Source organism: Pseudomonas sp. SORGH_AS_0211, assembly GCF_031453455.1.
Lineage (GTDB): Bacteria > Pseudomonadota > Gammaproteobacteria > Pseudomonadales > Pseudomonadaceae > Chryseomonas > Chryseomonas aestiva.
Genome location: NZ_JAVIZV010000001.1, coordinates 1123946 through 1149719 on the forward strand (window position 1 = coordinate 1123946; position 25774 = coordinate 1149719).

Genomic DNA, 25774 nt, shown 5'->3' on the forward strand with positions numbered 1-25774 from the left:
GCTCCTTAGACTGGGTTCGAACGCCCGGTCATCTCGGCCGCCATGGCGGTGGCGTAGCTGTCGGTCATGCCGGCGATGAAATCGATCACCCGCATGAAGGCCTGGTGCAGGGTCCAGGAAGGATCGGGCGCGCTGTTGCCCAGCAGGTCGAGGATGCGGCGGCTCTTGAACGACGGCTCGCGCCCGCGATGCTGCTCCAGGGCGGCGCCACAGAAGGCGTTGAGCAGGATTTCCAGGGTGGTGTAGGCGCCGATCTCGTGCAGCGTCTTGCGCTTGTCGTGGAAGATCTTTTCCCGGGCCAGCGCCTTGGCGCGCTGCACGCAGAGCTTGGCCGGGCCGGCCATGTGTTCGACCAGATCGTCGCCCAGGGTGCCGGCGAGCAGGGCGTCCTGCTGCTCGACGAAGGCGCGGGCGGTGGCGTTGGTCAGGTGTTCGATGGCCTTGCCGCGCAGGATGGCCAGCTTGCGCCGCCGCGAATCCTTGGGGCCGAGTTGCCGATAGGTTTCCGGCAGGTCGTCACCGACCAGGCCCAGCAGCAGCGCCTCGACCTCGGCATAGTCCAGCAGCTCCATCTCCAGGCCGTCTTCCAGATCGATCAGCCCGTAGCAGATGTCGTCCGCGGCCTCCATCAGGTAGACCAGCGGATGCCGTGCCCAGCGCTCCGGGCCCAGCAGCGGCAGTTCGAGTTTCTCAGCGATCTGTTCCAGCAGCGGCAGCTCGCTCTGGTAGCAGCCGAACTTGTGCTTCTTGTACCCAGGCGCTGCGGCATAGCGCGAGGTCCAGGGATACTTGAGATAGGTGCCGAGGGTAGCGTAGGTCAGGCGGGTGCCGCCGTCGAACTGGTGGTATTCGAGCTGGGTCAGCACCCGGAAACCCTGGGCGTTGCCCTCGAAGTGCAGGAAGTCTTGGCGCTCCGACTCGCTCATGTCGTCCAGCCAGCCACGGCCGGCGGCCTGGGTGAACCAGTAGCGGATGGCGTCTTCGCCGGAGTGGCCGAAGGGCGGATTGCCGATGTCATGGGCGAGGCAGGCCGACTGCACCACCATGCCGAGATCGCTCGGGTCGCACCAGTCGGGCAGGGCGCCTCTCAGGCTCTCGCCCACGCGCATGCCCAGGGAGCGCCCGACGCAGCTGACTTCCAGGCTGTGGGTCAGGCGGGTGTGGATGTGATCGTTGCTGGTGACCGGGTGAACCTGGGTCTTGCGCCCCAGCCGGCGGAAGGCGCCGGAAAAGATGATGCGGTCGTGGTCCTTGTGAAAGGGGCTGCGCCCCAGTTCATCCGGGCTGTGCAGGGGTTTGCCCAGCCGTTCGCGGATAAGAAGTGTCTGCCAGTCCAAGGCCGTCCTCGAGCTATCACCGATAAGGGGAGCGCCGACGGTTGCCGTGCGGCGCTTCTGCGTTCTGACCCCGGCAACATACGATCATCACCGCTCACTTGGCAAAGCCCGGTAATTGACTGGCATCCAGGTCGATCAGCAGCAGGCGCTGACCGCTTTCCAAGAACTGGCTGGCGGTCAGGCAGTACTGGTTGGTGGTGGCATCGCGATAGACCGTCGAGAGCGCCAGGCGGCGCTCGTTCCAGCCTTCGGCCAGCAGGGCATAGAAGTAGGGTCGCCAGGACCAGTTGTGATTGAGGTAGCGGCGATTCTCGCGCCAGAACATGCCGTTCCACTCCAGATTCGGGGTGATCTGGGTGCCGGTGCGGTCGCACTGGTAAATGCGCAGCAGCCCGGGAAAGGCCTGGGGATCGGGCAGCGCGCTCAGGGGGCCGCCGTGCTCAGCCCAGGGCCTGAGCCGGGTGACGAACTCGGTCAATTGCTGGCGCAGCTCCAGCAACCGCGTCTGCTGGGCCAGCTTGCCATCGACGAAGCGGCTGCGCAGGGCGGCGAAGCGTTGCTGATGGCTGTCGCTAGCGCCCAGTTCGGCGGTGGCCTCGGCGAAGAGGAAGCCCTGGACGTAGCGGGCGCCGCACTCCAGGGCGAAGTCGAGTTCGGTCTCGGTCTCGACGCCCTCGGCGATCAGCCAGCAACCGGTCTTTTCGGCCATCTGCGCCAGCGCCTTGACCGCGTCGCCGCGCGGGCCACCCCGCGCGGCGGCCTGGAATAGCCGCATGTCCAGCTTGAGGATATCCGGCTGCAGATCCAGCACCCGATCCAGTTGCGAATAGCCGGAACCGAAATCGTCGATGGCGATGCGGATGCCGAGTTCGCGGTAGCGGACGACGGCCTGGGTCAGGCTCGGCAGATCCCCGGCCGCCTCGGTGATCTCGTAGACGATCCGGGTCGGGTCGATACCGGAGCGCTGCAGTTGCGCCAGACTGGGTAACTCGACGCCATCGTCCAGCTGGCTGATCCAGCGGGGCGAGAGGTTGAGGCTGAGAAACCAGTCATCCGGCGCGCCGGCGAAGCGCCGCAGCGCATCGTCCCTGAGGGTGCGGTCAAGTTGCAGCAGTTCCGCGGTCGGGGTATCCGGATTGGCGAACAGGGGGCCGACGGAGGCGTGGCGGCCATCGGCCTGACGCAGACGGCCCAGGGCTTCGACGCCGGCGATGCGCCCGGTCGCGGTGTCGATGAAGGGTTGGAAGAAGGCAGTGGGCTGGCCAGAAAACACAGGGCTATCCTTATCGTAGGCGGAGCGTTCAGCTTAGCCATGCGATAAGGGTGCCAGATAAAGGAATGGCTCCCGCGGGAGCCATTCTTCACAACGCCGCTAGCGGGGCGGCGGCAGCGGCTGGTCAGCCTGCTCGCGATGGCGACTCTGCAACCGGTTGACGATCGGGTAAAGCGCCAGGCCGATGCGGGCCAGTCGACCCACCGCGCCCAGGCGTTTGCCGAACAGCGACAGGAACACCGTGGCACCCAGCATCAATGGCTTCTTCGCTGAACTGGCCACCTTGTCCCGGTTCGGTCGCACCAGGTCACCGATGAGACTGATGGGATTGTGCAGGGGCTGGGCGTTGTAGATCAGCTGCTGGCGATACATCTCCATGCGCAGCCGGACCAGTTCCTTGCGCTTCGCCTGGCTGGTGGCAGAGGTAAGCGGCTGGTTCATGGCAGTAGGCGCTCCCGGTTGCGGTTGAGTTCTTCCAGGGTGGCATGGAAGGGCGCCGCACCCTTGACCAGGCTCAGGGCCCGCAGGATGCAGATCACCAGCGCCACGGCATAGAAGGCGCACAGGCCCAGCGTTGCGGCCATGCGGTAGGTATCCCAGAAGGCGATGATGACGGCTGCCGAGACGCCGACCAGTACCAGCAAGCCGAAGATCAGGCTCAGGCCGGTGAACAGAAACAGCTGGAAGGTACGGACCTTCTCTTCCTGAACCTCGATGCCCAGCAGTTCCAGGTGACTCTGCAGCAGTCCTACCACCGCGCCGGCGAGGCGCTTGACCGATGGCTTGGGCGCCTCGTCAGGCAGCTCCCGTGGAGGAGAGGAGGTGTCCATGGCAGTCCCCCAGGCTTAGCGGCGCGAGGCCAGCAGGCCAATCAGGAAGCCGACACCAGCAGCGATGCCGAGGGCCTTGAAGGGATTGTCGACCACGTATTCCTCGGTGGTTTCCTTGGCCGCGACGCCCTGACGATAGAGATCGTCCTGCTTAATCTTGAGCACATCGCGGGAGCGTTCCAGGCTGGAACTCAACTTGGCACGCAGTTCATCCGCCTGTTCACCGGCCATGCTGGCGGTGTGCTTGAGCAGCTGCTCGGCATCTGCCAGCAGGGTGTGGAATTCGTCGGTCAGTGCCTGCTCGGCTTCGCCCAGATGACGACGGACCCGGTCAGCGTTCTGCTTGTGTGCCTGCTCATCGATGTCAGCGGCAAGCTCGTCTTTGATCACGGGTGGGGCTTTGTCGTTCATGGCGCGCTCCTGATAGGCGATGGGTATCCGTTTCAGCCCTTTCGAGTGAGCGCCGGAAGCAAAGGTTCCACTGATCGGGGCGTCGATGGCGCTCTCCAGGCGCCTTCGCAGGGCTGGGAGGCAGGAGCCCAAACGACCGGCAAGGGGGACGAATGGTCATACCTTATCGACTTTGCCCCTCTGAAAGTTCCGCAGCAAAAGCCAATTAGAAGAGCTGGCTCACAAAATCGGGCACTAGCGCCATTGCTGGTCTTATTCAAGTAGAACGCTAGAACTTTGCTGTTTCTATCACTGTCAGTTGCGTCGTATTTGATCGTCCATGCACTTCTAGACAAATAAGAGGGGGAAGAATGGAAAACGCCATAGATAGACTGACTGCCGCTTTCAGTACTTATAAATGCTCGGTCACGGCGCCTCGCCCTGATGGCAGTATTGTGCTGACGGTGCAGGATCAGCAGTGTGACGACGCGCGGGTGAACCGGGTGGTCAGCGCCCGGCAACTGGGCGAGAGCCAGCTGTTGAAGACGGTAATCGACGAGGTTCGCAAGGACGTATCGCTGCGGGCCGGCGCGCTGGCGCCGCAATCCATGGCGGTGCTGCGGGCCACGGGCGCCAACATGCTGAGATATTCCGAGTAACGACTCGGCTCAGCAAGCTTCAGCGCGAGACTTGCAGTACGAATGCCCTGGCATTCGTTGGTCTCGAACGTTGAAGATTTAAATAAGACAAACAAGCAGTTAGCGTTTTACCCGCAACGCCCTTTCAGCTCTTGCACTTCAGCAGCCGGCATCCCGCACAGGGCAGTTGGGTGGCAGGCAGCTCATACATGGGGCAGGCGACGTCCACTACACCCCAGGACGGAAAGCCCTGTCCGGCTTGCACGGCAGCCAGCCGCGCACTGGCGATCACACCATTGAGCAGTTCCTCTTCCCGATACAGCGCCTGACGCAAGGTCGGCGAGCGGTAGAGGATGCGTCCGCAACGGTCCAGCAAGGTAAAGGAAAAGCGCCCGGTACGATCCGGTAGGGTCGGCCAGACCTTGAGCGGCGCCAGTTGCTCGTCGAGACGGGCGCAGGTGAGCTGGTACAGCGAGGCGCGTGGGGTATGCAGCGGATCCGCCGGCTCCAGGCCATCGAGCAAGGTGACTGGGCCCGGGCCCTGTAGCAGGCCGTCGCTGATGCCTTCCATGGTGTGCATAGTGTTGCTTCCTGCTCAGTTCGCCACGGTCAGACGATTCACGGTGCCGCTGCCGCCGGCCAGCAAGGCCGTGACGCCATGACCTTCGTCGATGGCGATACCCAGCCGGATGCTGTCGATCAATCGCGCGAGGCGGGTGTGGTCATGCAATTGCTGCTTGCTGATCAACCGCTTGACCTTTACGCCGCTGTCGTCGGACAGCGTCAGGCTGACGCTGCCGTCAAGGCGCTCGATGCGGAAATTGACCCGGAAGTCATGCTCGAAAGCCGCGGCGATGAGTTGGAAAGGGTTGTCCATGACGTACCTGACTGGCGTGAGCGGGGTCAGTGCCATTGACTTCGAGAGGCTGGGGTAGTTCTGGAGCAGATCCCAGAAGTATGACCGACGGCCCGTTTCAGCCGCTCACCTGAAGTTCGCGCTCGCTCCAGCACTGGCCAAAAGCCGCTTGCCAGTCGGGTAGCGGCTCGCCCAGCACCGCTGCCAGCTTTTCGGTGGACAGCCGGGAATTGATGGGCCGATGGGCCGGGGTGGGATAGGAGCTGCTGGGGATGGGGTTGAGGCGGGCCTTCAGCTGACCGGTCTCGCGCAGGCGCCGGGCGATCTGCTCGGCGAATCCGAACCAGGAGGTGGTGCCGTTGGCGGTCAGGTGATAGGTGCCCCAGAGTGCGTCCCTGTCGCCGTGGGCGAGCAGCCGGTCGGTGGCGGCGGCGATGGTGCGGGTCCAGGTGGGGGCACCGATCTGGTCGTCGACGATGTTCAGTTCGTCGCGCTCGCTGAGCAGCCGCACCATGGTGCGCAGGAAGTTGTTGCCCTGCCAGGAATAGACCCAGCTGGTGCGCAGGATGAGATGGCGCTCGGCGTGTTCACGCACGGCGTTCTCGCCGGCCAGCTTGGTCCGACCATAGACATTGAGCGGGCAGGTCGGATCCTCTTCCTGATAACGGCCTTCCTTGCTGCCATCGAAAACGTAGTCGGTGGAGTAGTGGACCATCGGAATGCCGAGCTGCTGGGCGGCCCGGGCGAAGACCTCGGGCACCCGCTCGTTGATCAGGGCGGCGGTCTGGGGATCGCTCTCGGCGGCGTCCACGGCGGTGTAGGCGGCGGCATTGATGATGACGTCGGGCTTTGCGGCCAGGACGCGTTCATGGAGCGCCTCCAGCTGGGTGAAATCCACCTGGGCCCGGCCGATGACGGTTACCCGGGCCTTGGCGGCCAGCAGTTGTTGCAGCGCCTGAGAAAGTTGGCCGTGTTGACCCGCGATGAAGACGTTCATGTGACTGAGCTATTCCAGTAGGGCTGGCGCGTCCATGCCTGATTGACAGGTTGGGCGTCGCCACGACAGCCCTGAGCAAAAGCAGGCAGTCTACCCGATGACCGGCAGAGGACAAGGCTAGCCTTTGGCCTGCGTATGGCCGCAGCTGTTGGCTCTAGCCTGCGGCCCGCCTTCCGATACGGCCTCCCGGAAGGCTCGAAAAAATTCGTTTCACGAGTACTTGACAATTGTGCGATGGCTGCGGGGTATCCGTTGGTCATTTTTACCTAGAGTTGTGCACAAGTTGTGCTAGCGCTTGTCAAGCCCTGTCTGGACCGGAGTTTTCCCTGCCGAAAATCCTGCTTTTGAATTAAGTTGTTGATTATGTTGAACTTATTAAAGTGATTAAAAAATGACCAACTTGTTTGGGGGGCCCGCAGAGCAAGGCTCCGGGTTCTTTTCCACCATGTTTTCAACAAAGTTATCAACAGAAGCTGTGGATTGTTCCGTCTCTTTGGCCTCCAGCAACCTTAATCGCCGCTGAACGAACGGCCGTTCGGCGTCGTGACATGCCGTCCGTATGTTCCCTCAACCGGAGAGGGCCAGTTGCCGACTGAGCAAGGCGCGTAGCGAAGCTGGCTTGACCGGCTTGGGCAGGAAATCCAGGCGCGCCCGACGCACCCGGTCCAGGCATTCCGGGCGGCCGTCGGCACTGATGACGATGCCGGGGATGTCCTGGCCCAGGGCCTGGCGAATCCATTCGGCGACATCCGGACCGGTGTCGGCATCGCTCAGGTGATAATCGACGATGAGCAGTCGCGGCACCACGCCCTGCGCGAGCAGGGCAGCGCATTCCTCGCGACTGCGTGCGGTCCAGACCTGGCAGCCCCAGCGTCCCAGCAGGCTGCGCAAGCCAAGCAGGATGCTGTCTTCGTTGTCGATGCACAGTACCGGATCGCCGGCCAGGGGCTGGGCCGCTTCGCTGGCGGCTGCGGCCTGGATGGCCAGGGCGGGTGCCAGGGGCACCTTGACGCTGAAGACGCTGCCATGACCCGGCCAGGAGCGCACCGAGAGTTCGTGACCCAGCACCCGGCAAAGGCGATCGGCGATCGCCAGGCCCAGCCCCAGGCCCTTTTCCGCGCGAGTCTGGTGGCTGTCCAGTCGCTTGAATTCCTCGAAGATCAGCTCCAGCTTGTCCGCCGGGATGCCGGGGCCGCTGTCCCAGACCTCCAGGCTCACGCTCTGGCCCTGACGACGTACCCCGAGCAGCACCCGGCCATGGGCATATCTCAGGGCATTGGTGAGGAAATTCTGTAGCACCCGCCGCAGCAACTTGCTGTCGCTGTTGACCACCAGCCGACTGCTGCGGATGCGCAGGCTGGTGCCCTGGTTCTGCGCCAGGGCCTTGAATTCCACGCCCAGGGCCTCGAACAGGGTGGCCAGGGAAAAGGGTGCCGGCGTGGCCAGGATGCGGCCGTTCTCCAGTCGCGAGATGTCCAGCAGGTCGGCGATCAGGTCTTCGCTGGATCTCAGGGCGCTGTCCATGTTGCCCACCAGTTCCTGGGCTTCCTGGGCCAGGCCGTCCTGGTGGGCGAGGGCGGCGGTGAACAGGCGGGCGGCGCTCAGCGGCTGCATGAGGTCGTGGCTGACCGCGGTGAGGAAGCGGCTCTTGGACTGGTTGGCCGCTTCCGCATGAGCCTTGGCCTCCTCCAGTGCCTGGTTGAGCTGGGACAGTTCGCGGGTACGTTCCTCGACGCGCTGCTCCAGGCCCTCGTTGGCTTCGCGCAGGGCGCGCTCGGCCTCGCGGAAGGCGGTGATGTCGGTAAAGCTCATGACGAAGCCGCGTCCGGGCATGGGGCTGCCGATCAACTCGATCACCCGGCCATTGGGAAAGGTGCGTTCCGAGGTATGGGGAATGCCCTGGCGCATCCGCTCCACCCGCCGGGCCACGTGCTCGTCGGGATCGCCCGGTCCGCAGAGACCGCGCAGGGCGTTGTAGCGGATGATCTCGGCGATGGGTCGGCCGACCTGGATCATGCCGTCGGGATAGTCGAACAGCTCCAGGTAGCGCTGGTTCCAGGCCACCAGGCGCAGCGACTGGTCGACCACGCTGAGGCCCTGGGAGATGTTCTCGATGGCGCCCTGCAGCAGCGCCCGGTTGAATTCCAGCACCTCCGAGGCCTCGTCGGCGATGCGCACCACGTCGTCGACCTGCATGTCGCGGCCTTCGATGGCGGCCTTGACCACGGCGCGTGCCGAGGAGGCGCCGATCACCCCGGCCAGCAGCCGCTCAGTCTGGGCGATCCATTCGCTGTTGGCGTTCATCGCGGGGTGATAGGTCAGGCCGCTCTGCTCGGCGAAGCGACTGAAGCTCAGGCGGGCGCGCTCGTCGCCGACGAAGCGGGCGGCGAGCAGCCGCAGGTCCTCCAGCTTGACCGCCAGCAGGGCGCGATTGCGCGGTCGGGGCAGGGCGTACTGGGCGATGAAGCGTCCGGCTTGCCAGTATTCCGATACCCGCGTGCGCGAGAGCAGCGACACCAGGGCGAACAGCAGGAAGTTGCCGGCCAGGGAGACCAGGGCGCCGACCGTGGTCGGTTGCAGCGTCCGCTCCCCCGCGGGTTGCTCGAACCAGGCGAGGCCGGGAAAGGCGTGCAACGGCCACTGCAGACTGGTGGCCACCACCGGCAGCACCATCAGATAGCCCCAGAGCAGTGCCCCGGCGGTAAGGCCGGCAAAGACACCCCGGCGATTGGCGGCTTTCCAGAACAGCGCCCCGACCATAGCCGGTCCTAGCTGGGCGATGGCGGCGAAGGCGATCTGGCCAATGGTGGCCAGGCTGGCATTGGAGCCCAGCAGGCGATAGCTGCAATAGGCCAGGACCAGGATGACCACGATGCTGGCGCGGCGCACCGTGAGCATCCAGTGGCTGAACACCGCATGGGGACTCTCGACCTGGCCACGGCGCTTAAGCAGCCAGGGCAGGACGATATCGTTGGAGATCATGGTGGAGAGCGCGACGCAGGCGACGATCACCATGCCGGTGGCGGCCGAGGCGCCGCCGAGGAAGGCCAGCAAGGCCAGCCAGGGACGCTCCTGGGCCAGCGGCAGGCTGATGACGAAGGAGTCGGGCAGCACGCCGCCGGGCAGGTGCAGCTGGCCGGCCAGGGCGATGGGGATGACGAACAGGGCGGCCAGCGCCAGGTAGAGCGGAAACACCCAGCGCGCCAGGTTGACGTCCCGGGTATCGGTGTTCTCCACCACCGTGACATGGAACTGGCGCGGCAGGCACATCACGGCGATGAAGGCCACGCCGGTCTGGATCAGCAGGCCCGGCCAGTCCAGCGTCTCGCGCCAGTATTCCTGCAATTGCGGCGCCTGCTGCGAACGGGCGAGCAGGTCGGCGAAGCCGTCGTGCAGGCCATAGGTGACCCAGAGGCCGACGGCGATGAAGGCGGCGAGCTTGACCAGGGATTCGAAGGCGATCGCCAGCATCATGCCGCGGTGGTGCTCGGTGACGTCCAGGTTGCGGGTGCCGAAGAGAATGGCGAAGACCGCCAGCACCAGGGAGACGAACAGCGCGGTGTCCTGGGCGCGGGTGCTCAGGGACTCGGCATTGATGCCGGTCAGCAGGTTGACGCCGATGACGATGCCCTTGAGCTGCAGCGCCAGGTAGGGCAGGACGCCGACCAGGCAGATCAGCGCGACGACGATGGCCAGGGTCTGGGACTTGCCGTAGCGGGAGGCGATGAAGTCGGCGATGGAGGTGATGTTTTCCTTCTTGCTGATCAGCACCATCTTCTTGACCAGTTGCGGCGCCAGCAGCAGGAACAGGATGGGCCCCAGGTAGATGGGCAGGAAGGACCAGAGCTGATCGGCGGCCTGGCCGACCGCGCCGAAGAAGGTCCAGCTGGTGCAGTAGACGGCCAGCGACAGGCTGTAGACCCAGGCCCGCAGGCGCGGCCTGAGCGGTGGCCGGCGATCGCCATAGAAGGCGATGGCGAACAGCAGGGCCAGATAGCCGAGGGTAACGGTGATGATCAGCCCGCTGGGCAGGGACATGGCGACTCCAGACATTCCAGGCGCCCATCGCGCCCGGACAAAGTGTCGCACCTTGGGCCGCCAGACGTCAGTTCCGGCACGTGGAGGGACGCCGTGGGTTGAGCCGGACGGCTGGCCCTGTTAGGTTTGCGGGCTGATTCAAGCGAGAGAGACCGTCATGTTCCAAGCGCAGCCCATTTCCCTGCAACGTGGTGCGCTGCGCCTGGACCCCCTGGCGGAAGGTGACGTGCTGGAGCTGGTCAGCCTGGCCGAGCGCAATCGCGAAGCGCTGCACTACCTGAGCGGTCCTCTGCGTCCGGACTGGTATCGCCAGGCACTGGCCGAGCAGCGCGAGGGGCGCGCCTTGCCCTTCGCCGTGCGCATCGCCGACCGGCTGGTGGGCACCACCCGGTTCGCCGACTTCCTGCCAGCGCTCCCCGCCGCCGAGATCGGCTGGACCTGGCTCGACAGCGAGCAGCATGGCAGCGGGCTCAACGGCAACATCAAGTACCTGATGCTGCGCCATGCCTTCGAGCACTGGCAGCTGGTGCGCGTGCAGCTCAAGACTGCCGCGACCAATCTCAGAGCCCAGGCGGCCATCGAGAAGCTGGGCGCGGTTCGCGAAGGGCTGCTGCGTCATCATCGCCGGCTGGCGGATGGCCGGCTCGACGACACCATGATGTACAGCATCACCGATCGCGAATGGCCCGAGGTGAAGGCGCGGCTGGAGGCGTCCTTCAACTAGCCGTGGCTTCCGGCCTACCGTTCGTCGGCAGCCTCCGGCCGCAGCACGGCCAGAGTCCGTCTATGTCGCTTGTTTGGCGCCGGTAATCCAGCGCAGCAGTTTTCCATGGCAACAGTTTTCCGCGAAACGGCCGACATGCCTGCTCAATGGCAAGAATTCGCCTGTCTCCTTTTGCGGATCGCTGTATGTCTTCACTGTCGCCTTCCTCTGCGCTGCGTACGCTGCGGGTCGTCTGGCCCTTCGTCATCATCCTGTCCTGCCAGGCGCTGGTCGCCATCGTCAGCCTGCAATTGCTGTCGACGGTGCGTGCCTACGTTTCCGCGGAAAGCCTGTGGAGCAAGAGCCTCGGCAACGCCATGCTGTCGCTTGGCGCCTATCTGGATGAGGGGCGCTCGGAGTCCTATCAGGATTACCTTACGTCCATCAGCGTCAACGATCTCGACCGGGCGGCGCGGCAGGAGCTGGATACCGACGGCAATCCTGCCGAGGCGGCGCGCCTGCTGCGCCTGGCGGGCAACGACGTCGACGACATCGCGGGCCTCATCACGCTGTTTCGCCTGGCGCGGCATATAGAACCCTTCGAAGGGGTCATCGCCCGCTGGCAGGTCACCGATCCCTACATGGACGAATTCCAGGCCCTGGCGCGCACCGGCTTCGAGTTGATCAAGCTGCAGGGACCGGGACCGGCGCTGATCCCGCTGAAACGCCAGCTGCTGGATCTGCATGACCGGATGATGCCGGAAACGGTGGCCTTCTCCGAACGCCTCGGGACGGCCTCGCGCCAGTTGGTCGAGGCCCTGTTCATCGCCAACGTCCTGGTCGGCGCCCTGCTGGTGCTCCTGGCGCTCTGGCGCATGCACAGCCTGGTGCAGCAGCGCTGGCGCTCCGAACAGGCGCTGCAGGCCGAAAAGGAACATATCCAGGTCATCCTGGCGTCCCTTGGCGATGCGGTGCTGGCGCTGAATGCCCAGGGGCGGCTGCTCTATCACAACCCGGCGGCGGAGCGCCTGCTGGCGCGGCCGGGGCTGGCCGCGGGCACGCCCGTCACCCACCTGTTCGACATCCAGACCGAGGATCAACCCGTGTCGACCCGGCCGCTGGCCGAGCGCTTGCGCAGCCAGGACTGGCTGGTGGGCGACGAGCCCCTGGCGCACCAGCTGGTGCGCGTCGACGGCACCCGGGTGCCCGTGGCCCTGACGGTGACCACGCTGCCGCGGGACGAATCCGGCACCGGGGTGGTGCTGGTCATGCACGACCAGACCCGCGAGCGCGCCTTCCTGCATGATCTGGCCTGGCAGGCCAGTCACGATGCCCTGACGGGGTTGGTCAATCGCCGCGAATTCGAGACCCGGCTGGAGCGCCTGCTGGCGTGCGACGACCTGGCCCGTGCCTCGCTGCTGTTCATCGATCTGGATCAGTTCAAGATTGTCAACGATACCTCCGGCCATTTCCATGGCGATCGCCTGCTGCGCCAGCTGTGCGAATTGCTCGGCCGGCAGCTGGGCGAGGACGACTGCCTGGCGCGCCTGGGCGGCGACGAATTCGGCGTGCTGCTGGAAAACCGTACGCCCGCCCAGGCCGAGGCGGTCGCCGAGCGGCTGCGCTGCTGCGTGGGTACCCTGCAATTCGAAGCGGCCGGGCAGGGCTTTCGGGTCGGTCTGAGTATCGGCGTGGTGCACCTCGGCGGTCAGGCCCTGGCGCCCGAGGAGGCGCTGCGCCTGGCGGACCTGGCCTGCTACGCGGCCAAGGACAAGGGGCGCAATCGCATCCAGGTCTTCGCTCCGGGCGATGTGGAGCTGGACCAGCGCCATGGCGAGATGGCCTGGGTGCAGCGACTGCACCGGGCGCTGGCCGAGGATAGCTTCCGCCTGTACGTCCAGCCGATCCTGGGGCTGGGCGAGGAGACCGCCGCGGATCGCCACGTGGAGGTGCTGATGCGGCTGGAAGAGGGCGAGCGGCTGATCGCGCCGGGCGCCTTCATTCCGGCCGCCGAGCGCTATGGGCTGATGCCGGACCTGGATCGCTGGGTGATCGCCGCGGCGCTGGCCCGTTTCGCTGAGCTGCCCGACGGGCTGCTCGATACCCTGGCCATCAATCTGTCCGGGCATTCCCTGGGCGAGGCGGGGTTGGCGGATTTCGTCAGGCAGCAACTGCAGCGCTGGCAGATCGCGCCGGCGCGGATCTGCTTCGAAATCACCGAGACCAGCGCCGTGGCCAATCTGGATGCGGCGCGGCTGTTCATGGACGAGTTGCGCGGCCTGGGGGTGAGATTCTCCCTGGACGACTTCGGCGCCGGGATGTCGTCCTTCACCTATCTCAAGCACCTGCCGGTGGACTACCTGAAGATCGACGGCAGCTTCGTCCGCCATCTGCTGGAGGACGCCGTGGACAGCGCCATGGTCGAAGCGATCAACCAGCTCGGCCATCTCACCGGCAAGAAGACCATCGCCGAATTCGCCGAAAATGCAGCGGTGGTGGCGGCGCTGGCCACCCTGGGGGTCGACTATGCCCAGGGCTATGGCATCGCCCGGCCGCAACCCTTCACCGAAGACACCTGCCAGGCGCTGGTCCGGCAGGTGTGGCGCGAGGCCTCAGGGACGGGCGTCGTCGTCCTTGAAACGGCGGAAGAGGGTCGCCAGTAGCGCGCCGGAGATGTTGTGCCAGACGCTGAACAGGGCACTGGGGACCGCGGCCAGCGGCGAGAAATGCGCCGTGGCCAGGGCGGCGCCGAGTCCGGAATTCTGCATGCCGACTTCCAGTGCCAGGGACTTGCGCTGGGCGACCGGCAGCTTGCAGAACTTGCCGGTGAGATAGCCGAGCAGGAAGCCGAAGCCGTTGTGCAGGATCACCACCGCCATGATCAGCAGTCCGGATTCGGCGATGCGCGCCTGGCTGGCGGCCACCACTGCGGCGACGATCACCACGATGCTCACCACCGAGGCCAGCGGCAGCACCTCGACCAGGGCGGCGACGCGCTGGCCGAGCAGGCGCTGGGCGACCAGGCCCAGGGCGATGGGCAGCAGCACCACCTGCAGGATCGACCAGAACAGTCCGCCAAAGGAGATCGGCAGCCAGGTGGAGGCCAGCAGCCAGATCAGCGCCGGGGTCAGCAGGGGGGCAAGCAGGGTGGTCACCGCGGCGATGGCGACCGACAGCGCCAGGTCGCCCTTGGCCAGCCAGGTCATGACGTTGGACGCCGTGCCGCTGGGGCAGCAGCCGACCAGGATGACGCCGACGGCGATTTCCGGTGGCAGGTGGAACAGCTGGCAGAGCGCCCAGGCCACGCCCGGCATGATGACGAAGTGGGCTACCACGCCCAGCAGCACCCGCCAGGGGTGGCGGCCGACAGCGGCGAAATCCTCGACCTTGAGCGTCAGGCCCATGCCGAACATGATCACCCCCAGCAGCGGCACGATGGCCACGCTCAGCGGCTTGAACACCGCGGGGGCGAAGAACGCCAGCAGGGCGGCGAGCAGCACCCAGAAGGCGAAGGTATTGCCGACGAAACGGCTGAAGGCGGCCAGGGCACGCATGGCAAACTCCTTTTCAAGAGGGCAGAAAAAAGGCCGGTCTGCGCCGGCCTTGAGGTGCGCTTAGAGCCCCTGGGGCAACTCTTCGCCACCCAGGGCTTCGATCAGCTGCGGCAGGAATTCCGCCAGGGTCATCATCATCAGCACGAAGCTGGCGTCCTGCTGGCCGAGGGCGTCTTCGCCGCCGTCCTGCTCGGCCTGGTCCTGCAGCAGGTCCTCGAACTTCAGGCGCTTGATGGTGACCTTGTCGTCCAGCAGCAGGGCGAGCTTGTCCTGCCAGGCCAGGGCCAGCTTGGTGACCAGCTTGCCGGCGCCCAGGTGGTTCTGGATCTCTTCGCTGGTGAGATCCTGACCCTTGCAGCGCACCACGCCGCCGTCTTCGCCGGCATCGCGCAATTCGCACTCGTCGAGGATATAGAGGCCATGGGTGGCGTCACCGGCCTTGACCCAGTCGGTGAAGGTGGCCATCGGCGCCTGCTTGACGCCCAGCGGCCGGACCGGCAGCGAGCCCAGCGCATCGCGCAGGGTGGAGAGCAGGTCCTCGGCACGCTTGGCGCTGGAGGCGTCGACCAGGATCCAGCCCTGCTTGGGATCGATGGCGGCATAGGTGGTCTGGCGACGGATGAAGGCGCGCGGCAGGAAGGCCTGGACGATCTCGTCCTTGATCTGCTCCTTCTCCTTCTTGTAGACCTTGCGCATCTGCTGGTTTTCGATCTCGTCGACCTTTTCCTGCACGGCTTCCTTGACCACGCTGCTGGGCAGGATGCGTTCTTCCTTGCGCGCGGCGATCAGGAAGAAGCCCTGGCTTTCGTGGGCCAGCGGCAGGTCCGGGCCCTTGCCGAAGGGCGCGACGAATCCATAGGTGGACAACTCCTGGCTGGCACAGGGGCGCGCCGGCTTGGCGGCGAGGGCGGCTTCGAGGGCTTCGGTCTCGAAGGCGACTTCCTGGGTGAGACGGTAGACGAGCAGATTACGGAACCACATGGTGTCACTCCCAAAAACGAAGCGCGCATTATCCGCGTCGCCCGCCCCGGAGGCCAACCCCGGATCGCGGTGGTCGTCGGGAATGCGCGCTTTCTCCGGTTGCGCGGGTGGGTGGCGCTAAGCCTTTGGAAGTGCTGGGAAATTTTTTTTCAAAAAGGGGTTGCCAGGTCGGGAACCCCTCCGTAGAATGCGCCCCACTTCGAGAGCAAACGGGTGATTAGCTCAGCTGGGAGAGCATCTGCCTTACAAGCAGAGGGTCGGCGGTTCGATCCCGTCATCACCCACCACTCGAGGTAATGCGCAGCGGTAGTTCAGTCGGTTAGAATACCGGCCTGTCACGCCGGGGGTCGCGGGTTCGAGTCCCGTCCGCTGCGCCATTTAAAGGTTGCCTGGTCCTGAACGCCAGCAGCCATCGAAGAGCGGCCCTAGTGGCCGCTTTTTCGTTTGGGCGCGATTTTTCTGGTCGTGTCTTCTGGTGTCTTCCTTTCTTTCCTGGCGCTCCGGTCGAGCGATCTGCCAGCAGGCGGGTCGAGCGTGCGTGTGGATACGTGGAAAGCGCTGCGCGGTTTTCCACCCCATGGCTGTTGTTGGGCTTCGACGATGGCGCTGTCTCAACCCAACCTACGGCATGAGCGCGTCCTTGTAGGCTGGGTTGAGCACAGCGAAGTCCAACGAGGCGGTCAGCCCCGCACCGCATCCAACACCGCTTCCAGCGGATGGCGCAGGCGGCGGTCGTCGATGCGCTTGACCTGGCTGCGACAGGAATAGCCGGTGGCCAGGGCTTCGCCCTGTTCCGCCGGTACCGCCAGGGCGCGGGCCCAGGACTGGTCGTAGATCACCTTGGAGGTCGCCAGGTTGCGTGCCTCGTGGCCGTAGGTGCCGGACATGCCGCAGCATCCGGTGCTTTCCGGCTTGAGGCCCAGGCCCAGGCGTTCGAACACCTGCTGCCACTGGCTGACGCTGGCCGGGGCGTTGGTCTTCTCGGTGCAATGGCCGAGCAGGCGGTAGACCTTGTCGCCGACCACCTTCTTGTCTCCCGGCAACACCTGCAGCAGCCACTCCTGGGGCAGGAGCACCTCGGGCATCCGGGCGATGCCAGAAACCTTGGGGTATTCCTGGCGATAGACCAGAGTCATGGCCGGATCCAGGCCCACCAGTTTGACGCCGAAACCGGCCAGGCTGGCGAGCCCCGCCGCGTTACGTCGCGCCGTGCGTTCGAAGGCGCCGAGGAAACCCTGTACTTGCAGCGGCTTGCCGTTGGCGCGATAGGGCGCGAGGAACACTCGCTGGCCGAGGCGGGCAGCCAGTTCGAGAAAGGCGGCGGTGAGCGGCGTCTCGAAATAGCGGGTGAAGGCGTCCTGCACCACCACGATGGTCCTGGTGCGTTCTTCATCGCTCAAGGCCAGCAGCCGCTCGGGGGTGGCGATCTGTACCTGCCATTGATGCATGACCGGTACCAGGTCGAAACGGCTGAGCAGGGGGCTGTCGACCATGCCGATGCGCTCGGCGAACAGTCGCTGGATCGGCGTGGCGCCCATGACGGCGTTGTAGAGACTCGGGGCGCGGGCGAACAGCGGCAGGCTGAATTCCAGCGAACCGATCAGGTAGTCGCGCAGCGGCCGCAGATAGCGACGGTGATAGAGTTCGAGAAAGCGCGAGCGAAATTCCGGCACATTGACCTTGATCGGGCACTGGCCCGCGCAGGACTTGCACGCCAGGCAGCCGGCCATGGCGTCATAGACCTCGTGGGAGAAGTCCGCCTCGGCCTCGCGACCATTGCGCCAGCGTTGCGGCAGGGCCTTGAGCCAGTTCAGGGCACCACGCGGGGCGGGGGCCAGGACATCGATGCCGGCCTGGCCCTGCAGGCGCAGCCATTCACGGATCAGGGCGGCCCGCCCCTTGGGCGAATGGATGCGCTGGCGGGTGGCCTTCCAGGACGGGCACATGGCGTCGTCGGGATCGTAGTTGTAGCAGGCGCCGTTGCCGTTGCAGTGCATGGCAGTGCCGTAGCTCTGCCAGACGCGCTCGTCGAGGGTGCGATCCAGTTCGCCTCTCAGGGTCACGCCATCGACCTTGAGCAACTCGGCGCCACTGGCGAGCGGGGTGGCGATCTTGCCCGGATTGAGCTGGTTGTGCGGATCGAAGGCGCCCTTGAGCGCCTGTAGCGCGGGGTAGAGGTCGCCGAAGAAGGCCGGCGCGTATTCCGAGCGCACGCCCTTGCCGTGTTCGCCCCAGAGCAGGCCGCCGTATTTCTGCGTCAAGGCGGCCACCTGGTCGGAGATCGGCCGCACCAGCGCCGCCTGGCGTGGGTCCTTGAGATCCAGCGCCGGACGCACGTGCAGCACTCCGGCGTCGACATGGCCGAACATGCCGTATTGCAGGTTGTGGCCATCGAGCAGGGCGCGGAATTCGGCGATGAAGTCGGCCAGGCGCTCGGGCGGGACCGCGGTGTCCTCGACGAAGGGCTGCGGACGGATCTCGCCCTGGACGTTGCCCAGCAGGCCCACGGCGCGCTTGCGCATGGTGTAGACGCGGGTCACGGCGTTGCGGCCGATGGCCAGGGTGTGGCCGAGGCGCTCGACGGTACCGTCCTGGCGCAGGTGGTCGAGGAAGCCCTGGACGCGGGCGTCCACCTCTTCGGGATCGTCGCCGCTGAATTCCACCAGGTTGATGCCCAGGGTGGGACGCGCGACGTCCTCGGGGAAATACTCCGCCACGCTGTGCCAGACGATGTCCTGCATGGCCAGCAGGAGCACCTTGGAATCCACCGTCTCGATGGACAGCGGCTTGAGCTCGATCAGGGCGCGGGCGTCGCGCAGGGCGTCCATGAAGCTGGCGTAGCGGACGTTGACCAGCACCGAGTACTTGGGAATCGGCAGGACGTTGAGCTTGGCTTCGGCGATGAAGGCCAGGGAGCCTTCGGCGCCACAGAGCACGCTGTTGAGGTTGAATCGGCCATCCGCCTCGATCAGGTGTGCCAGGTCATAGCCGGTCAGGCAGCGATTGAGCTTGGGGAAGCGCGCCTCGATCAGTTCGGCCTGGTTCTCGGCGATGTCGCGTGCGCTGCGGTAGACGGCGCCGGTGCGATCGTCGCGGGCGCAGAGGGCGTCCAGTTCGGCGCTGTCCACCGGGCGACTTTCCAGGCGCTCGCCACCGATCAGGTAGGCGTCCAGCTCCAGCACGTGGTTGCGGGTCTTGCCGTAGGTCACGCTGCCCTGGCCACTGGCGTCGGTGTTGATCATGCCGCCGATGGTGGCGCGGTTGGAGGTGGACAGTTCCGGGGCGAAAAACAGGCCGTGGGGCCGGAGCGCGGCGTTGAGCTGGTCCTTGACCACCCCGGCCTGGACCCGCACCCAGCCCTCCGCGACGTTGATCTCGAGGATCTTGTTCAGGTGGCGGGAGAGATCGACCACGATGCCGTCGGTAAGGGACTGGCCGTTGGTGCCGGTGCCGCCGCCGCGCGGGGTCAGGACCACGCCCTGGAAACGCGCCTCGCCCATCAGCCGGGCCAGGCGCTGGACGTCGGCGCTGTCCTTGGGAAACACCGCCGCCTGGGGCAGGCGCTGGTAGATGGAGTTGTCGGTGGCCATGACCGTGCGGCTGGCATGGTCCGGTGCTATCTCGCCCTGGAAGCCGCTGGCGGCGAGGGCGCTGAGGAAGTCGGTGTAGGCGGCGGCGAGGGGCGCCGGGGCCGGCAGGCGGGCGATCATGTTCATCAGGCGGGCTCTCTGGCAGCGGACGGCCGTCTCCTTCAGCGAGCGAAGGAATGGCGTCGACCTTTTCTGGCTATAGTGGGCATTCTCACCACAGCGCGGCGGAGCCACAACCGAAGATTCCGCCGCCTATGCCGGAAGATCCTGAATGAATCATCGTCGCCTGACGCCCTCCATGTCGCTGCTGCTGGCCTTCGAGGCGGCGGCGCGCCACGAGAGCTATACCCGGGCGGCTGAGGAGCTGTCGCTGACCCAGAGCGCCGTCGGCCGCCAGGTGCAGGCCTTGGAACAGTTGCTGGGGCTGACGCTGTTTCGCCGCGAGGGCCGGCAGATCGTGCTCACCGACGTGGGCCGCGCCTACAGTCGCGAGCTGGGCCTGGCCCTCGGGCAGATCCGCAGCGCCACCCTGCAGGCCATGGCCTTCGCCTCCGGGCAGGGCACCCTGCGCCTGGCGGTGCTGCCGACCTTTGGTTCCAAGTGGCTGCTGCCGCGCCTGGGCAGCTTCTATACCGCCCACCCCGGGATGCTGGTGCACCTGCATTCACGCATCCAGGCGGTGGACTTCGCCGCCAGCGAGATCGACGCCGCCATCAGCGTCGGCAGCGGCGACTGGCCGGGGCTGCGTGCCCATCCGCTGCAAGCCGAGCAGCTCGTCGTCATTGCCAGCCCGGCGACCCTGGCCGAGTTGCCGGACGCGCGCCCCGCGACCCTGGCCGGTCAGTTGCTGCTCGGGGTGGCCAACAATCCCCAGGGCCTGGGGCGAGTGGTTCCGGCATCACGAATTGCCGCACCGGGCCATGCGACCGGGGCCGAGTTTCGAGCTGACCTCGCACCTGATCCAGGCGGTGCGCGCCGGCATCGGCATCGGCCTGGTGCCGCGGGTGCTGGTGGAAGACGAATTGGTCCAGGGCGAGTTGCTGGCCTGTGGACCGGCCCTGGTCAGTCGCCGCAGCTATTACCTGGTCTATCCGCCGCGCAACGAGGGGTTGCCGTCACTGCAGGCCTTTCGTCAGTGGCTGCTCGCCGAGATCAGAGAGGGAGAGGTACAGCCATGAGCAAGCCGGGACAGCGGGTGCTGGCCGCGCTGCGGCAGATGATCCTGTCCGGCGAGCTGGGCGCGGGCGAACGCCTGGCGGAGATCCCCACCGCCGAGCGCTTCTCCGTGTCGCGCATGCCGGTGCGCCTGGCCCTGCGCACCCTGGCCGAGGAAGGTCTGCTGGAGCGCAGCGGCGCCCGCGGCTATCAGGTGCGGGCCCTGACCGGTGCCGATCTGGAGGGCGCCGTGGAAGTGCGCGGGGTGCTGGAAGGCCTGGCCGCGCGCCAGGCCGCCGAACGTGGCCTGGACGCGACGACGCGCGCCACGCTGGAAGACTGCCTGCGCCGCGGCGATCTGCTGTTCGCCAAGGGCCATGTGCTGCTGGAGGACCTGGAGGACTACCACGATCTCAACCGGGCCTTTCACCAGGCCATCGTCGCGGCCAGCGGCAATTCGGCCATCGCCCTGGCCCTGGGGCGCCACGAGCATCTGCCCTTCGCCTCGGTGAGCGCCCTGGCGGTGGATGCCGGGAATCTCGAGCGCGAATACCGCCGCTTCAACTTCGCCCACCTGCAGCACCATGCGGTGTTCGACGCCCTGGTGCGCGGCCAGGGCGCCAGGGCCGAGGGCATCATGCGCGAGCACGCCCAGGCGACGCTGGGGTATGCACGCTGGTTTGGTGGGGAAGAGGGTGAGGCGGGGGCGATGAGGGTGCTGGTGTAAGGGAGGACCCTCACCCCGGCCCTCTCCCGAGGGGAGAGGGGGCAGTAGGGTGGGCTCGGAGTCGTCAGAGATCCAGCACCAGCCGCTCGCCCTTGGCGCGGGAGCAGCAGGGGGTGAAGCGGTCGTTGGCGGCGTGTTCGGCCGCGGAGAGAAAGAGGTCGCGGTGCTCGGGCTCGCCGGCCAGCACCGGGGTTAGGCAGGTGCCGCAAAGACCCTGGCCACAGGATACCGGCAGGACGACACCCAGGTCCGCCAGAACCTCGACCACGCTGCGTTCGGCCGGTATCCGCACGCGGCGACCGCTGCGCGCCAGCTCCACCTCGAAGGGGCGTTGCTCGCCCTGGGCGGCGGGATCGGCGGCGAAGTATTCCCGATGGATCTGGCCGGGTTGCCAGCCCTGGGCCGCGGCGGCGTCCACCACCGCGGCCATGAAACCGGCCGGCCCGCAGACATAGAGGTGGTCGTCCGGTGCCGCCGGGCCGAGCAGGTGTTGGAAGTTGGGTCGCAGCGCCGGATCGTGCTGGTCGAAGTGCACCCTGACCTGCTCGGCGTAGGGCCGCGCCTTGAGCCAGGGGATGAAGGCCGCGTGTTCGCGGTCGCGTACCAGGTACCTCAGGGTGAAGCGCGCCCCCTGCTGATAGAGCTGTTCGGCCATGGCCAGGAGCGGGGTGATGCCGATGCCGCCGGCCAGCAGCTGGGTGCGGCGCGCGCTCGGCACCAGGGCGAACAGATTGCGGGGTTCGCTGGCCTGCAGGCGATCGCCCACCTGCAGTCGATGCATGGCCTGGGAGCCGCCGCGGGAGTCGGGGACGAGCAGCACGGCGATGCGATAGCGGATCGGTACCGGTTTCGGTGCGGTACAGAGCGAGTAGTGGCGCACCAGGCCATCGCCCAGGGTGATCTCCAGATGGGCGCCGGCGCTGAAGCCGGGGAGGGGGCCGCCGTCGGCGCGGGCCAGGTCGAAGGCCAGGATGGTAGGGGCCTCGCGCTGCACGGCGGTGACGATCAGATCGAGCATGAGAGATCTCCTAGGCGATCTGCCGGACCGGGATGCCGGTGGCGGCCTGTTCGGCGGCCAGCAGGCGGTCGATGATCTGCCGCGACTGCACGCCGCCGGCATCGATGTTGAGCTTGAGCAGGCCGCGCTCGGGATAGCGCAGCAGGTTCTGCTGCTGGCGTTCGAGCATCTCCAGGTCTTCGCCGAAGATCTTGCCCTGGCCTTCGCGGATGCTGGCGGTGAGCTCGGCATCGTCCGGCTTGAAGTTGCGCGCCATGCCCCAGAAGTACCAGATGGAGGTCTCGGTCTCGGGGGTGATGAAGTCCACCACCACGCTGGCGGCCTTGACCGCCGCCGGCGCGTCGTAGCCGCCATGGCCGGCATGGGCCACGCCCACCTCGATCATCACGTGGCTGGGTGGGGTGAACCGGCAGATCTGCCAGCGATCCACCGGGACGTCGTCGGCCAGGCCATTGCCGCGCAGGGCCATGCGCCAGAAGGGCGGGGCGGAGATGTTTTCCATGTGCCGGCTGGTGATGACCTCGTCACCGGCGACGCGGGTGGCCGGCGGCGCCTCGTCGATCTCCTTCTGGCCGATGCTGGAGGCGTGGACATAGGTCTCGTGGGTGAGATCCATGAGGTTGTCGATCATCAGCCGGTAGTCGCACTGGATGTGATAGAGGCCGCCGCCATAGGCCCAGTCGGGGCTCTCGGCCCATTCCAGGTGGGGGATCAGCGCCGCATCGGCCTTGGCCTGGTCGCCCGGCCAGACCCAGATGAAGCCGTGGCGCTCGACGGCGGCATAGGGGCGTACCGCGGGAAAGACGCCGACCCGCTGCCCCGGCATGCCCAGGGTCTTGCCACCGCAACCCATCTCCAGGCCGTGATAGCCGCAGACCAGGGTGCCGTCGCGGACGAAGCCCAGGGACAGCGGCGCACCGCGGTGCGGGCAGAAGTCTTCCAGGGCCACCACCTGGCCATTGGCATCACGATAGAAGACCAGGGGTTCGCCACAGATCTGGCGACCCAGGGGCTTGTCCTGCACTTCGTCGGGGGTACAGGCGACGTACCAGGCGTTCTTCGGGTACATGAGCGGAACCTCTTGTTGTTGTCTATTGGATCCAATGGTTATGACGGTTAACCATTCCTGTCAACGGCATTCGCCGTACGAGGCCTGTCTCAGGACGAATGGCGTTACCGATGTTGCACCCTATGCCGCTCGATTGGATCCTATCTGCCCGGGCGCCCCTGTCGTTCACCCGCCTCGTTCATAGCCAGGAAATTAGTTAATTGACGTAACTAATTTCCTGGCGTAGCTTCAGCTCCATACCCACCCGACAACAAGAGGCACACGCCATGGGCAGTTACGACGGACGCTGGCAGACGGTCAAAGTGGACATCGAGGACGGTATCGCCTGGGTGACGCTCAATCGTCCCGAAAAACGCAATGCCATGAGTCCCACCCTCAACCGCGAGATGGTCGAGGTGCTGGAGACCCTGGAGCAGGACGCCAGTGCCGGCGTGCTGGTGCTGACCGGTGCCGGCGATGCCTGGACCGCGGGCATGGACCTCAAGGAGTACTTCCGCGAGACCGACGCCGGCCCCGAGATCCTGCAGGAAAAGATTCGCCGCGAAGCCTCCCAGTGGCAGTGGAAGCTCCTGCGCATGTACGCCAAGCCGACCATCGCCATGGTCAACGGCTGGTGCTTTGGCGGCGGCTTCAGCCCGCTGGTGGCCTGCGACCTGGCCATCACCGCCGACGAGGCCACCTTCGGCCTGTCCGAGATCAACTGGGGCATTCCTCCGGGCAACCTGGTGAGCAAGGCCCTGGCCGATACCGTGGGCCATCGCACCGCCCTCTACTATGTGATGACCGGCAAGACCTTCACCGGTCCCGAGGCCGCAGTCATGGGCCTGGTCAACCAGAGCGTGCCGCGCGACCAGTTGCGCGAGGTGACCACCGCCCTGGCCCGCGAGCTGCTGGACAAGAATCCGGTGGTGCTGCGTGCCGCCAAGGTCGGCTTCAAGCGCTGCCGCGAACTCACCTGGGAGCAGAACGAGGACTACCTCTATGCCAAGCTCGACCAGTCGCGCCTGCAGGATCCGGAAGGCGGTCGCGAGCAGGGCATGAAGCAGTTCCTCGACGACAAGAGCATCAAGCCTGGGCTGCAGACCTACAAGCGCTAGATCGCCACCGCCCCCACGCACAACAACAAGAGGTAGCGTCATGGTCGAGGTATCCCTGCTCATCGGCGGCGCCAGCCGTCCGGCCGGCGACGGTCGCAGCTATCAGCGTTGCCACCCGGTGACCGGCGCGGTGGTCTCCACCGTGGCCGCCGCCACCCTGGACGATGCCGACGCCGCGGTGGCCGCGGCCCAGGCCGCCTTTCCCGCCTGGTCTGCGTTGCCGCCGGGCGAGCGCCGCCGGCGCCTGCTGGCTGCAGCCGATGGTCTGGCCGCGCGCAGTAGCGAATTCGTCGCCCTCGCCGGGGAGACCGGGGCCATGGCCAACTGGTACGGTTTCAACGTCCACCTGGCCGCCAACATGCTGCGCGAGGCGGCGGCCATGACCACCCAGATCCAGGGCGAGGTCATACCTTCCGATGTGCCCGGCAGCTTCGCCATGGCGCTGCGCCAGCCCTGCGGCGTGGTGCTGGGCATCGCGCCCTGGAACGCGCCGGTGATCCTGGGCACCCGCGCCCTGGCCATGCCCCTCGCCTGTGGCAACACCGTGGTGCTCAAGGCATCCGAACAAAGTCCTGGCGTGCACCGGCTGATCGGCCAGGTGCTGCAGGACGCCGGGCTGGGCGACGGTGTGGTCAACGTCGTCACCAATGCTCCGGAGGATGCCCCGGCCATCGTCGAACGGCTGATCGCCAACCCGGCGGTGCGGCGGGTCAACTTCACCGGCTCCACCCGCGTGGGTCGCATCGTCGGCGAGCTGGCGGCGCGCCACCTCAAGCCGGCGGTACTGGAACTGGGCGGCAAGGCGCCGCTGCTGGTGCTGGAGGATGCCGACCTGGACGCCGCCGTGGCGGCTGCAGCCTTTGGTGCCTACTTCAACCAGGGGCAGATCTGCATGTCCACCGAGCGCCTGCTGGTGGACAGCCGCATCGCCGACGCCTTCGTCGAGCGCCTGGCGGCCAAGGTGCGCACCCTCAAGGCCGGTGATCCGAGTGCAGCCGATTCGGTGCTGGGCTCGCTGATCGACGCCAGCGCCGGTACCCGCATCAAGGCGCTGATCGACGACGCTGTGGGCAAGGGCGCTCGCCTGGTCTGTGGTGGCGAACTCGACGGCAGCATCCTGCAACCGACTTTGCTGGATGGCGTCACCGCCGAGATGAAGCTCTATGCCGAGGAGTCCTTCGGACCGGTTGCCGTGGTGATTCGCGCCGAGGGCGACGAAGCCCTGCTGCGCCTGGCCAACGATTCCGAATTCGGCCTCTCGTCCGCCATCTTCAGCCGCGACACCGCCCGTGCCCTGGCGCTGGCGCAACGGGTGGAGAGCGGTATCTGCCACATCAACGGCCCGACGGTGCACGACGAGGCGCAGATGCCTTTCGGCGGCGTCAAGTCGAGCGGCTACGGCAGCTTCGGCTCGCGGGCTTCCATCGAGCATTTCACCCAGTTGCGCTGGGTGACGCTGCAGACGGGGCCACGCCACTACCCCATCTAGCGTCCGCCGTACCTAGCTCCTGTCGCGATAAC

The 25774-nt window shown here is 66.3% G+C and carries 20 protein-coding genes, 2 tRNA genes and 1 pseudogene; 9 read left to right on the forward strand and 14 right to left on the reverse strand.

Annotated elements, in window-relative coordinates:
* Positions 1 to 5: 5 nt before the first annotated feature.
* The 5 genes from QE393_RS05170 to QE393_RS05190 all read right to left on the reverse strand — a co-directional run bounded on the left by QE393_RS05170 (position 6) and on the right by QE393_RS05190 (position 3851).
* Entirely contained in the window at positions 6 to 1337 is a 1332-nt protein-coding gene (locus tag QE393_RS05170; protein ID WP_273809288.1) for a deoxyguanosinetriphosphate triphosphohydrolase, read from the reverse strand.
* Between the two features lie 94 nt (positions 1338 to 1431).
* Entirely contained in the window at positions 1432 to 2610 is a 1179-nt protein-coding gene (locus QE393_RS05175) for an EAL domain-containing protein (protein WP_310042402.1), read from the reverse strand.
* Between the two features lie 99 nt (positions 2611 to 2709).
* Positions 2710 to 3051 (reverse strand): hypothetical protein, encoded by a 342-nt coding sequence (locus tag QE393_RS05180; protein ID WP_310042403.1) that lies wholly within the window; start codon positions 3049 to 3051, stop codon positions 2710 to 2712.
* Positions 3048 to 3440: a phage holin family protein gene (locus QE393_RS05185; protein ID WP_133859534.1), complete on the reverse strand. Its 393-nt coding sequence runs from the start codon at positions 3438 to 3440 to the stop codon at positions 3048 to 3050. The genes QE393_RS05180 and QE393_RS05185 overlap by 4 nt, the downstream gene beginning before the upstream one ends.
* A gap of 15 nt (positions 3441 to 3455) precedes the next feature.
* Positions 3456 to 3851 carry a DUF883 family protein gene (locus tag QE393_RS05190; protein ID WP_310042404.1) on the reverse strand — a complete coding sequence of 132 codons (396 nt, stop codon included), beginning with the start codon at positions 3849 to 3851 and terminating at the stop codon, positions 3456 to 3458.
* A gap of 350 nt (positions 3852 to 4201) precedes the next feature.
* Here QE393_RS05190 and QE393_RS05195 point away from each other — a divergent pair, with 350 nt between their 5' ends.
* Positions 4202 to 4489 carry a DUF3509 domain-containing protein gene (locus tag QE393_RS05195; protein ID WP_007159080.1) on the forward strand — a complete coding sequence of 96 codons (288 nt, stop codon included), beginning with the start codon at positions 4202 to 4204 and terminating at the stop codon, positions 4487 to 4489.
* A 124-nt stretch (positions 4490 to 4613) separates the two neighbouring features.
* On the opposite strand, the gene QE393_RS05200 is transcribed toward QE393_RS05195, so the two are convergent.
* The 4 genes from QE393_RS05200 to QE393_RS05215 all read right to left on the reverse strand — a co-directional run bounded on the left by QE393_RS05200 (position 4614) and on the right by QE393_RS05215 (position 10359).
* A complete protein-coding gene (locus QE393_RS05200) occupies positions 4614 to 5048 on the reverse strand; it encodes a hypothetical protein (protein ID WP_310042405.1) in 435 nt (144 codons plus the stop codon).
* A 15-nt stretch (positions 5049 to 5063) separates the two neighbouring features.
* Positions 5064 to 5345 carry a DUF3509 domain-containing protein gene (locus tag QE393_RS05205; RefSeq protein WP_064306571.1) on the reverse strand — a complete coding sequence of 94 codons (282 nt, stop codon included), beginning with the start codon at positions 5343 to 5345 and terminating at the stop codon, positions 5064 to 5066.
* A 97-nt stretch (positions 5346 to 5442) separates the two neighbouring features.
* Entirely contained in the window at positions 5443 to 6321 is an 879-nt protein-coding gene (rfbD, locus tag QE393_RS05210; protein WP_310042407.1) for a dTDP-4-dehydrorhamnose reductase, read from the reverse strand.
* 567 nt (positions 6322 to 6888) lie between these two features.
* The gene (locus tag QE393_RS05215) at positions 6889 to 10359 is read right to left on the reverse strand and encodes a PAS domain-containing hybrid sensor histidine kinase/response regulator (RefSeq protein ID WP_310042408.1); all 3471 of its coding nucleotides are present in this window, start codon (positions 10357 to 10359) and stop codon (positions 6889 to 6891) included.
* Between the two features lie 157 nt (positions 10360 to 10516).
* Between QE393_RS05215 and QE393_RS05220 the strand changes: the two genes are divergently transcribed.
* Both QE393_RS05220 and QE393_RS05225 read left to right on the forward strand, forming a co-directional pair.
* Positions 10517 to 11083, forward strand: coding sequence for a GNAT family protein (locus QE393_RS05220; RefSeq protein WP_310042410.1), 567 nt, complete (start codon positions 10517 to 10519; stop codon positions 11081 to 11083).
* A 185-nt stretch (positions 11084 to 11268) separates the two neighbouring features.
* Positions 11269 to 13725 carry an EAL domain-containing protein gene (locus tag QE393_RS05225; RefSeq protein ID WP_310042412.1) on the forward strand — a complete coding sequence of 819 codons (2457 nt, stop codon included), beginning with the start codon at positions 11269 to 11271 and terminating at the stop codon, positions 13723 to 13725.
* Here QE393_RS05225 and QE393_RS05230 read toward each other — a convergent pair.
* Together QE393_RS05230 and rdgC are read right to left on the reverse strand one after the other, a co-directional pair.
* Positions 13675 to 14616: a bile acid:sodium symporter family protein gene (locus QE393_RS05230; protein WP_310042416.1), complete on the reverse strand. Its 942-nt coding sequence runs from the start codon at positions 14614 to 14616 to the stop codon at positions 13675 to 13677. The two genes, QE393_RS05225 and QE393_RS05230, sit on opposite strands and share 51 nt — an antisense overlap.
* A gap of 60 nt (positions 14617 to 14676) precedes the next feature.
* Positions 14677 to 15597 carry a recombination-associated protein RdgC gene (rdgC, locus tag QE393_RS05235; protein WP_310042419.1) on the reverse strand — a complete coding sequence of 307 codons (921 nt, stop codon included), beginning with the start codon at positions 15595 to 15597 and terminating at the stop codon, positions 14677 to 14679.
* A 211-nt stretch (positions 15598 to 15808) separates the two neighbouring features.
* On the opposite strand from rdgC, the gene QE393_RS05240 reads away from it, so the two are divergent.
* Positions 15809 to 15884, forward strand: a tRNA-Val gene (locus QE393_RS05240).
* Between the two features lie 13 nt (positions 15885 to 15897).
* A tRNA-Asp gene (locus QE393_RS05245) sits at positions 15898 to 15974 on the forward strand.
* A gap of 303 nt (positions 15975 to 16277) precedes the next feature.
* Here QE393_RS05245 and QE393_RS05250 read toward each other — a convergent pair.
* A complete protein-coding gene (locus QE393_RS05250; protein ID WP_310045613.1) occupies positions 16278 to 19307 on the reverse strand; it encodes an FAD-binding and (Fe-S)-binding domain-containing protein in 3030 nt (1009 codons plus the stop codon).
* A gap of 151 nt (positions 19308 to 19458) precedes the next feature.
* On the opposite strand from QE393_RS05250, the pseudogene QE393_RS05255 reads away from it, so the two are divergent.
* Both QE393_RS05255 and QE393_RS05260 read left to right on the forward strand, forming a co-directional pair.
* Positions 19459 to 20365, forward strand: a pseudogene (locus QE393_RS05255) (LysR substrate-binding domain-containing protein).
* A complete protein-coding gene (locus QE393_RS05260) occupies positions 20362 to 21069 on the forward strand; it encodes a GntR family transcriptional regulator (protein WP_310042422.1) in 708 nt (235 codons plus the stop codon). The pseudogene QE393_RS05255 and the gene QE393_RS05260 overlap by 4 nt, the downstream one beginning before the upstream one ends.
* A 64-nt stretch (positions 21070 to 21133) precedes the next feature.
* Here the strand turns inward: QE393_RS05260 and QE393_RS05265 are convergent, their stop codons facing one another.
* Both QE393_RS05265 and QE393_RS05270 read right to left on the reverse strand, forming a co-directional pair.
* On the reverse strand, positions 21134 to 22087 hold the full coding sequence (locus tag QE393_RS05265) for a PDR/VanB family oxidoreductase (protein WP_310042424.1): 954 nt from the start codon (positions 22085 to 22087) through the stop codon (positions 21134 to 21136).
* A gap of 10 nt (positions 22088 to 22097) precedes the next feature.
* Positions 22098 to 23156, reverse strand: coding sequence for an aromatic ring-hydroxylating dioxygenase subunit alpha (locus tag QE393_RS05270; RefSeq protein ID WP_273809311.1), 1059 nt, complete (start codon positions 23154 to 23156; stop codon positions 22098 to 22100).
* 266 nt (positions 23157 to 23422) lie between these two features.
* Between QE393_RS05270 and QE393_RS05275 the strand changes: the two genes are divergently transcribed.
* Together QE393_RS05275 and QE393_RS05280 are read left to right on the forward strand one after the other, a co-directional pair.
* Positions 23423 to 24253 (forward strand): p-hydroxycinnamoyl CoA hydratase/lyase, encoded by an 831-nt coding sequence (locus QE393_RS05275; RefSeq protein WP_273809314.1) that lies wholly within the window; start codon positions 23423 to 23425, stop codon positions 24251 to 24253.
* A gap of 40 nt (positions 24254 to 24293) precedes the next feature.
* Entirely contained in the window at positions 24294 to 25742 is a 1449-nt protein-coding gene (locus tag QE393_RS05280; RefSeq protein WP_273809315.1) for an aldehyde dehydrogenase, read from the forward strand.
* The last annotated feature ends 32 nt before the right edge of the window (positions 25743 to 25774 follow it).

Excerpts from the sequence above, each read along its gene's own strand:
- QE393_RS05180 (WP_310042403.1), bottom strand. The coding sequence starts at position 3,051 with ATGAACCAGCCGCTTACCTCTGCCACCAGCCAGGCGAAGCGCAAGGAA.
- QE393_RS05230 (WP_310042416.1), bottom strand. The coding sequence starts at position 14,616 with ATGCGTGCCCTGGCCGCCTTCAGCCGTTTCGTCGGCAATACCTTCGCC.
- QE393_RS05265 (WP_310042424.1), bottom strand. The coding sequence starts at position 22,087 with ATGCTCGATCTGATCGTCACCGCCGTGCAGCGCGAGGCCCCTACCATC.
- QE393_RS05215 (WP_310042408.1), bottom strand. The coding sequence starts at position 10,359 with ATGTCCCTGCCCAGCGGGCTGATCATCACCGTTACCCTCGGCTATCTG.
- QE393_RS05185 (WP_133859534.1), bottom strand. The coding sequence starts at position 3,440 with ATGGACACCTCCTCTCCTCCACGGGAGCTGCCTGACGAGGCGCCCAAG.
- QE393_RS05225 (WP_310042412.1), top strand. The coding sequence starts at position 11,269 with ATGTCTTCACTGTCGCCTTCCTCTGCGCTGCGTACGCTGCGGGTCGTC.
- QE393_RS05250 (WP_310045613.1), bottom strand. The coding sequence starts at position 19,307 with ATGATCGCCCGCCTGCCGGCCCCGGCGCCCCTCGCCGCCGCCTACACC.
- rdgC (WP_310042419.1), bottom strand. The coding sequence starts at position 15,597 with ATGTGGTTCCGTAATCTGCTCGTCTACCGTCTCACCCAGGAAGTCGCC.
- QE393_RS05205 (WP_064306571.1), bottom strand. The coding sequence starts at position 5,345 with ATGGACAACCCTTTCCAACTCATCGCCGCGGCTTTCGAGCATGACTTC.
- QE393_RS05195 (WP_007159080.1), top strand. The coding sequence starts at position 4,202 with ATGGAAAACGCCATAGATAGACTGACTGCCGCTTTCAGTACTTATAAA.
- rfbD (WP_310042407.1), bottom strand. The coding sequence starts at position 6,321 with ATGAACGTCTTCATCGCGGGTCAACACGGCCAACTTTCTCAGGCGCTG.
- QE393_RS05190 (WP_310042404.1), bottom strand. The coding sequence starts at position 3,851 with ATGAACGACAAAGCCCCACCCGTGATCAAAGACGAGCTTGCCGCTGAC.
- QE393_RS05220 (WP_310042410.1), top strand. The coding sequence starts at position 10,517 with ATGTTCCAAGCGCAGCCCATTTCCCTGCAACGTGGTGCGCTGCGCCTG.
- QE393_RS05200 (WP_310042405.1), bottom strand. The coding sequence starts at position 5,048 with ATGCACACCATGGAAGGCATCAGCGACGGCCTGCTACAGGGCCCGGGC.
- QE393_RS05270 (WP_273809311.1), bottom strand. The coding sequence starts at position 23,156 with ATGTACCCGAAGAACGCCTGGTACGTCGCCTGTACCCCCGACGAAGTG.
- QE393_RS05280 (WP_273809315.1), top strand. The coding sequence starts at position 24,294 with ATGGTCGAGGTATCCCTGCTCATCGGCGGCGCCAGCCGTCCGGCCGGC.
- QE393_RS05275 (WP_273809314.1), top strand. The coding sequence starts at position 23,423 with ATGGGCAGTTACGACGGACGCTGGCAGACGGTCAAAGTGGACATCGAG.
- QE393_RS05260 (WP_310042422.1), top strand. The coding sequence starts at position 20,362 with ATGAGCAAGCCGGGACAGCGGGTGCTGGCCGCGCTGCGGCAGATGATC.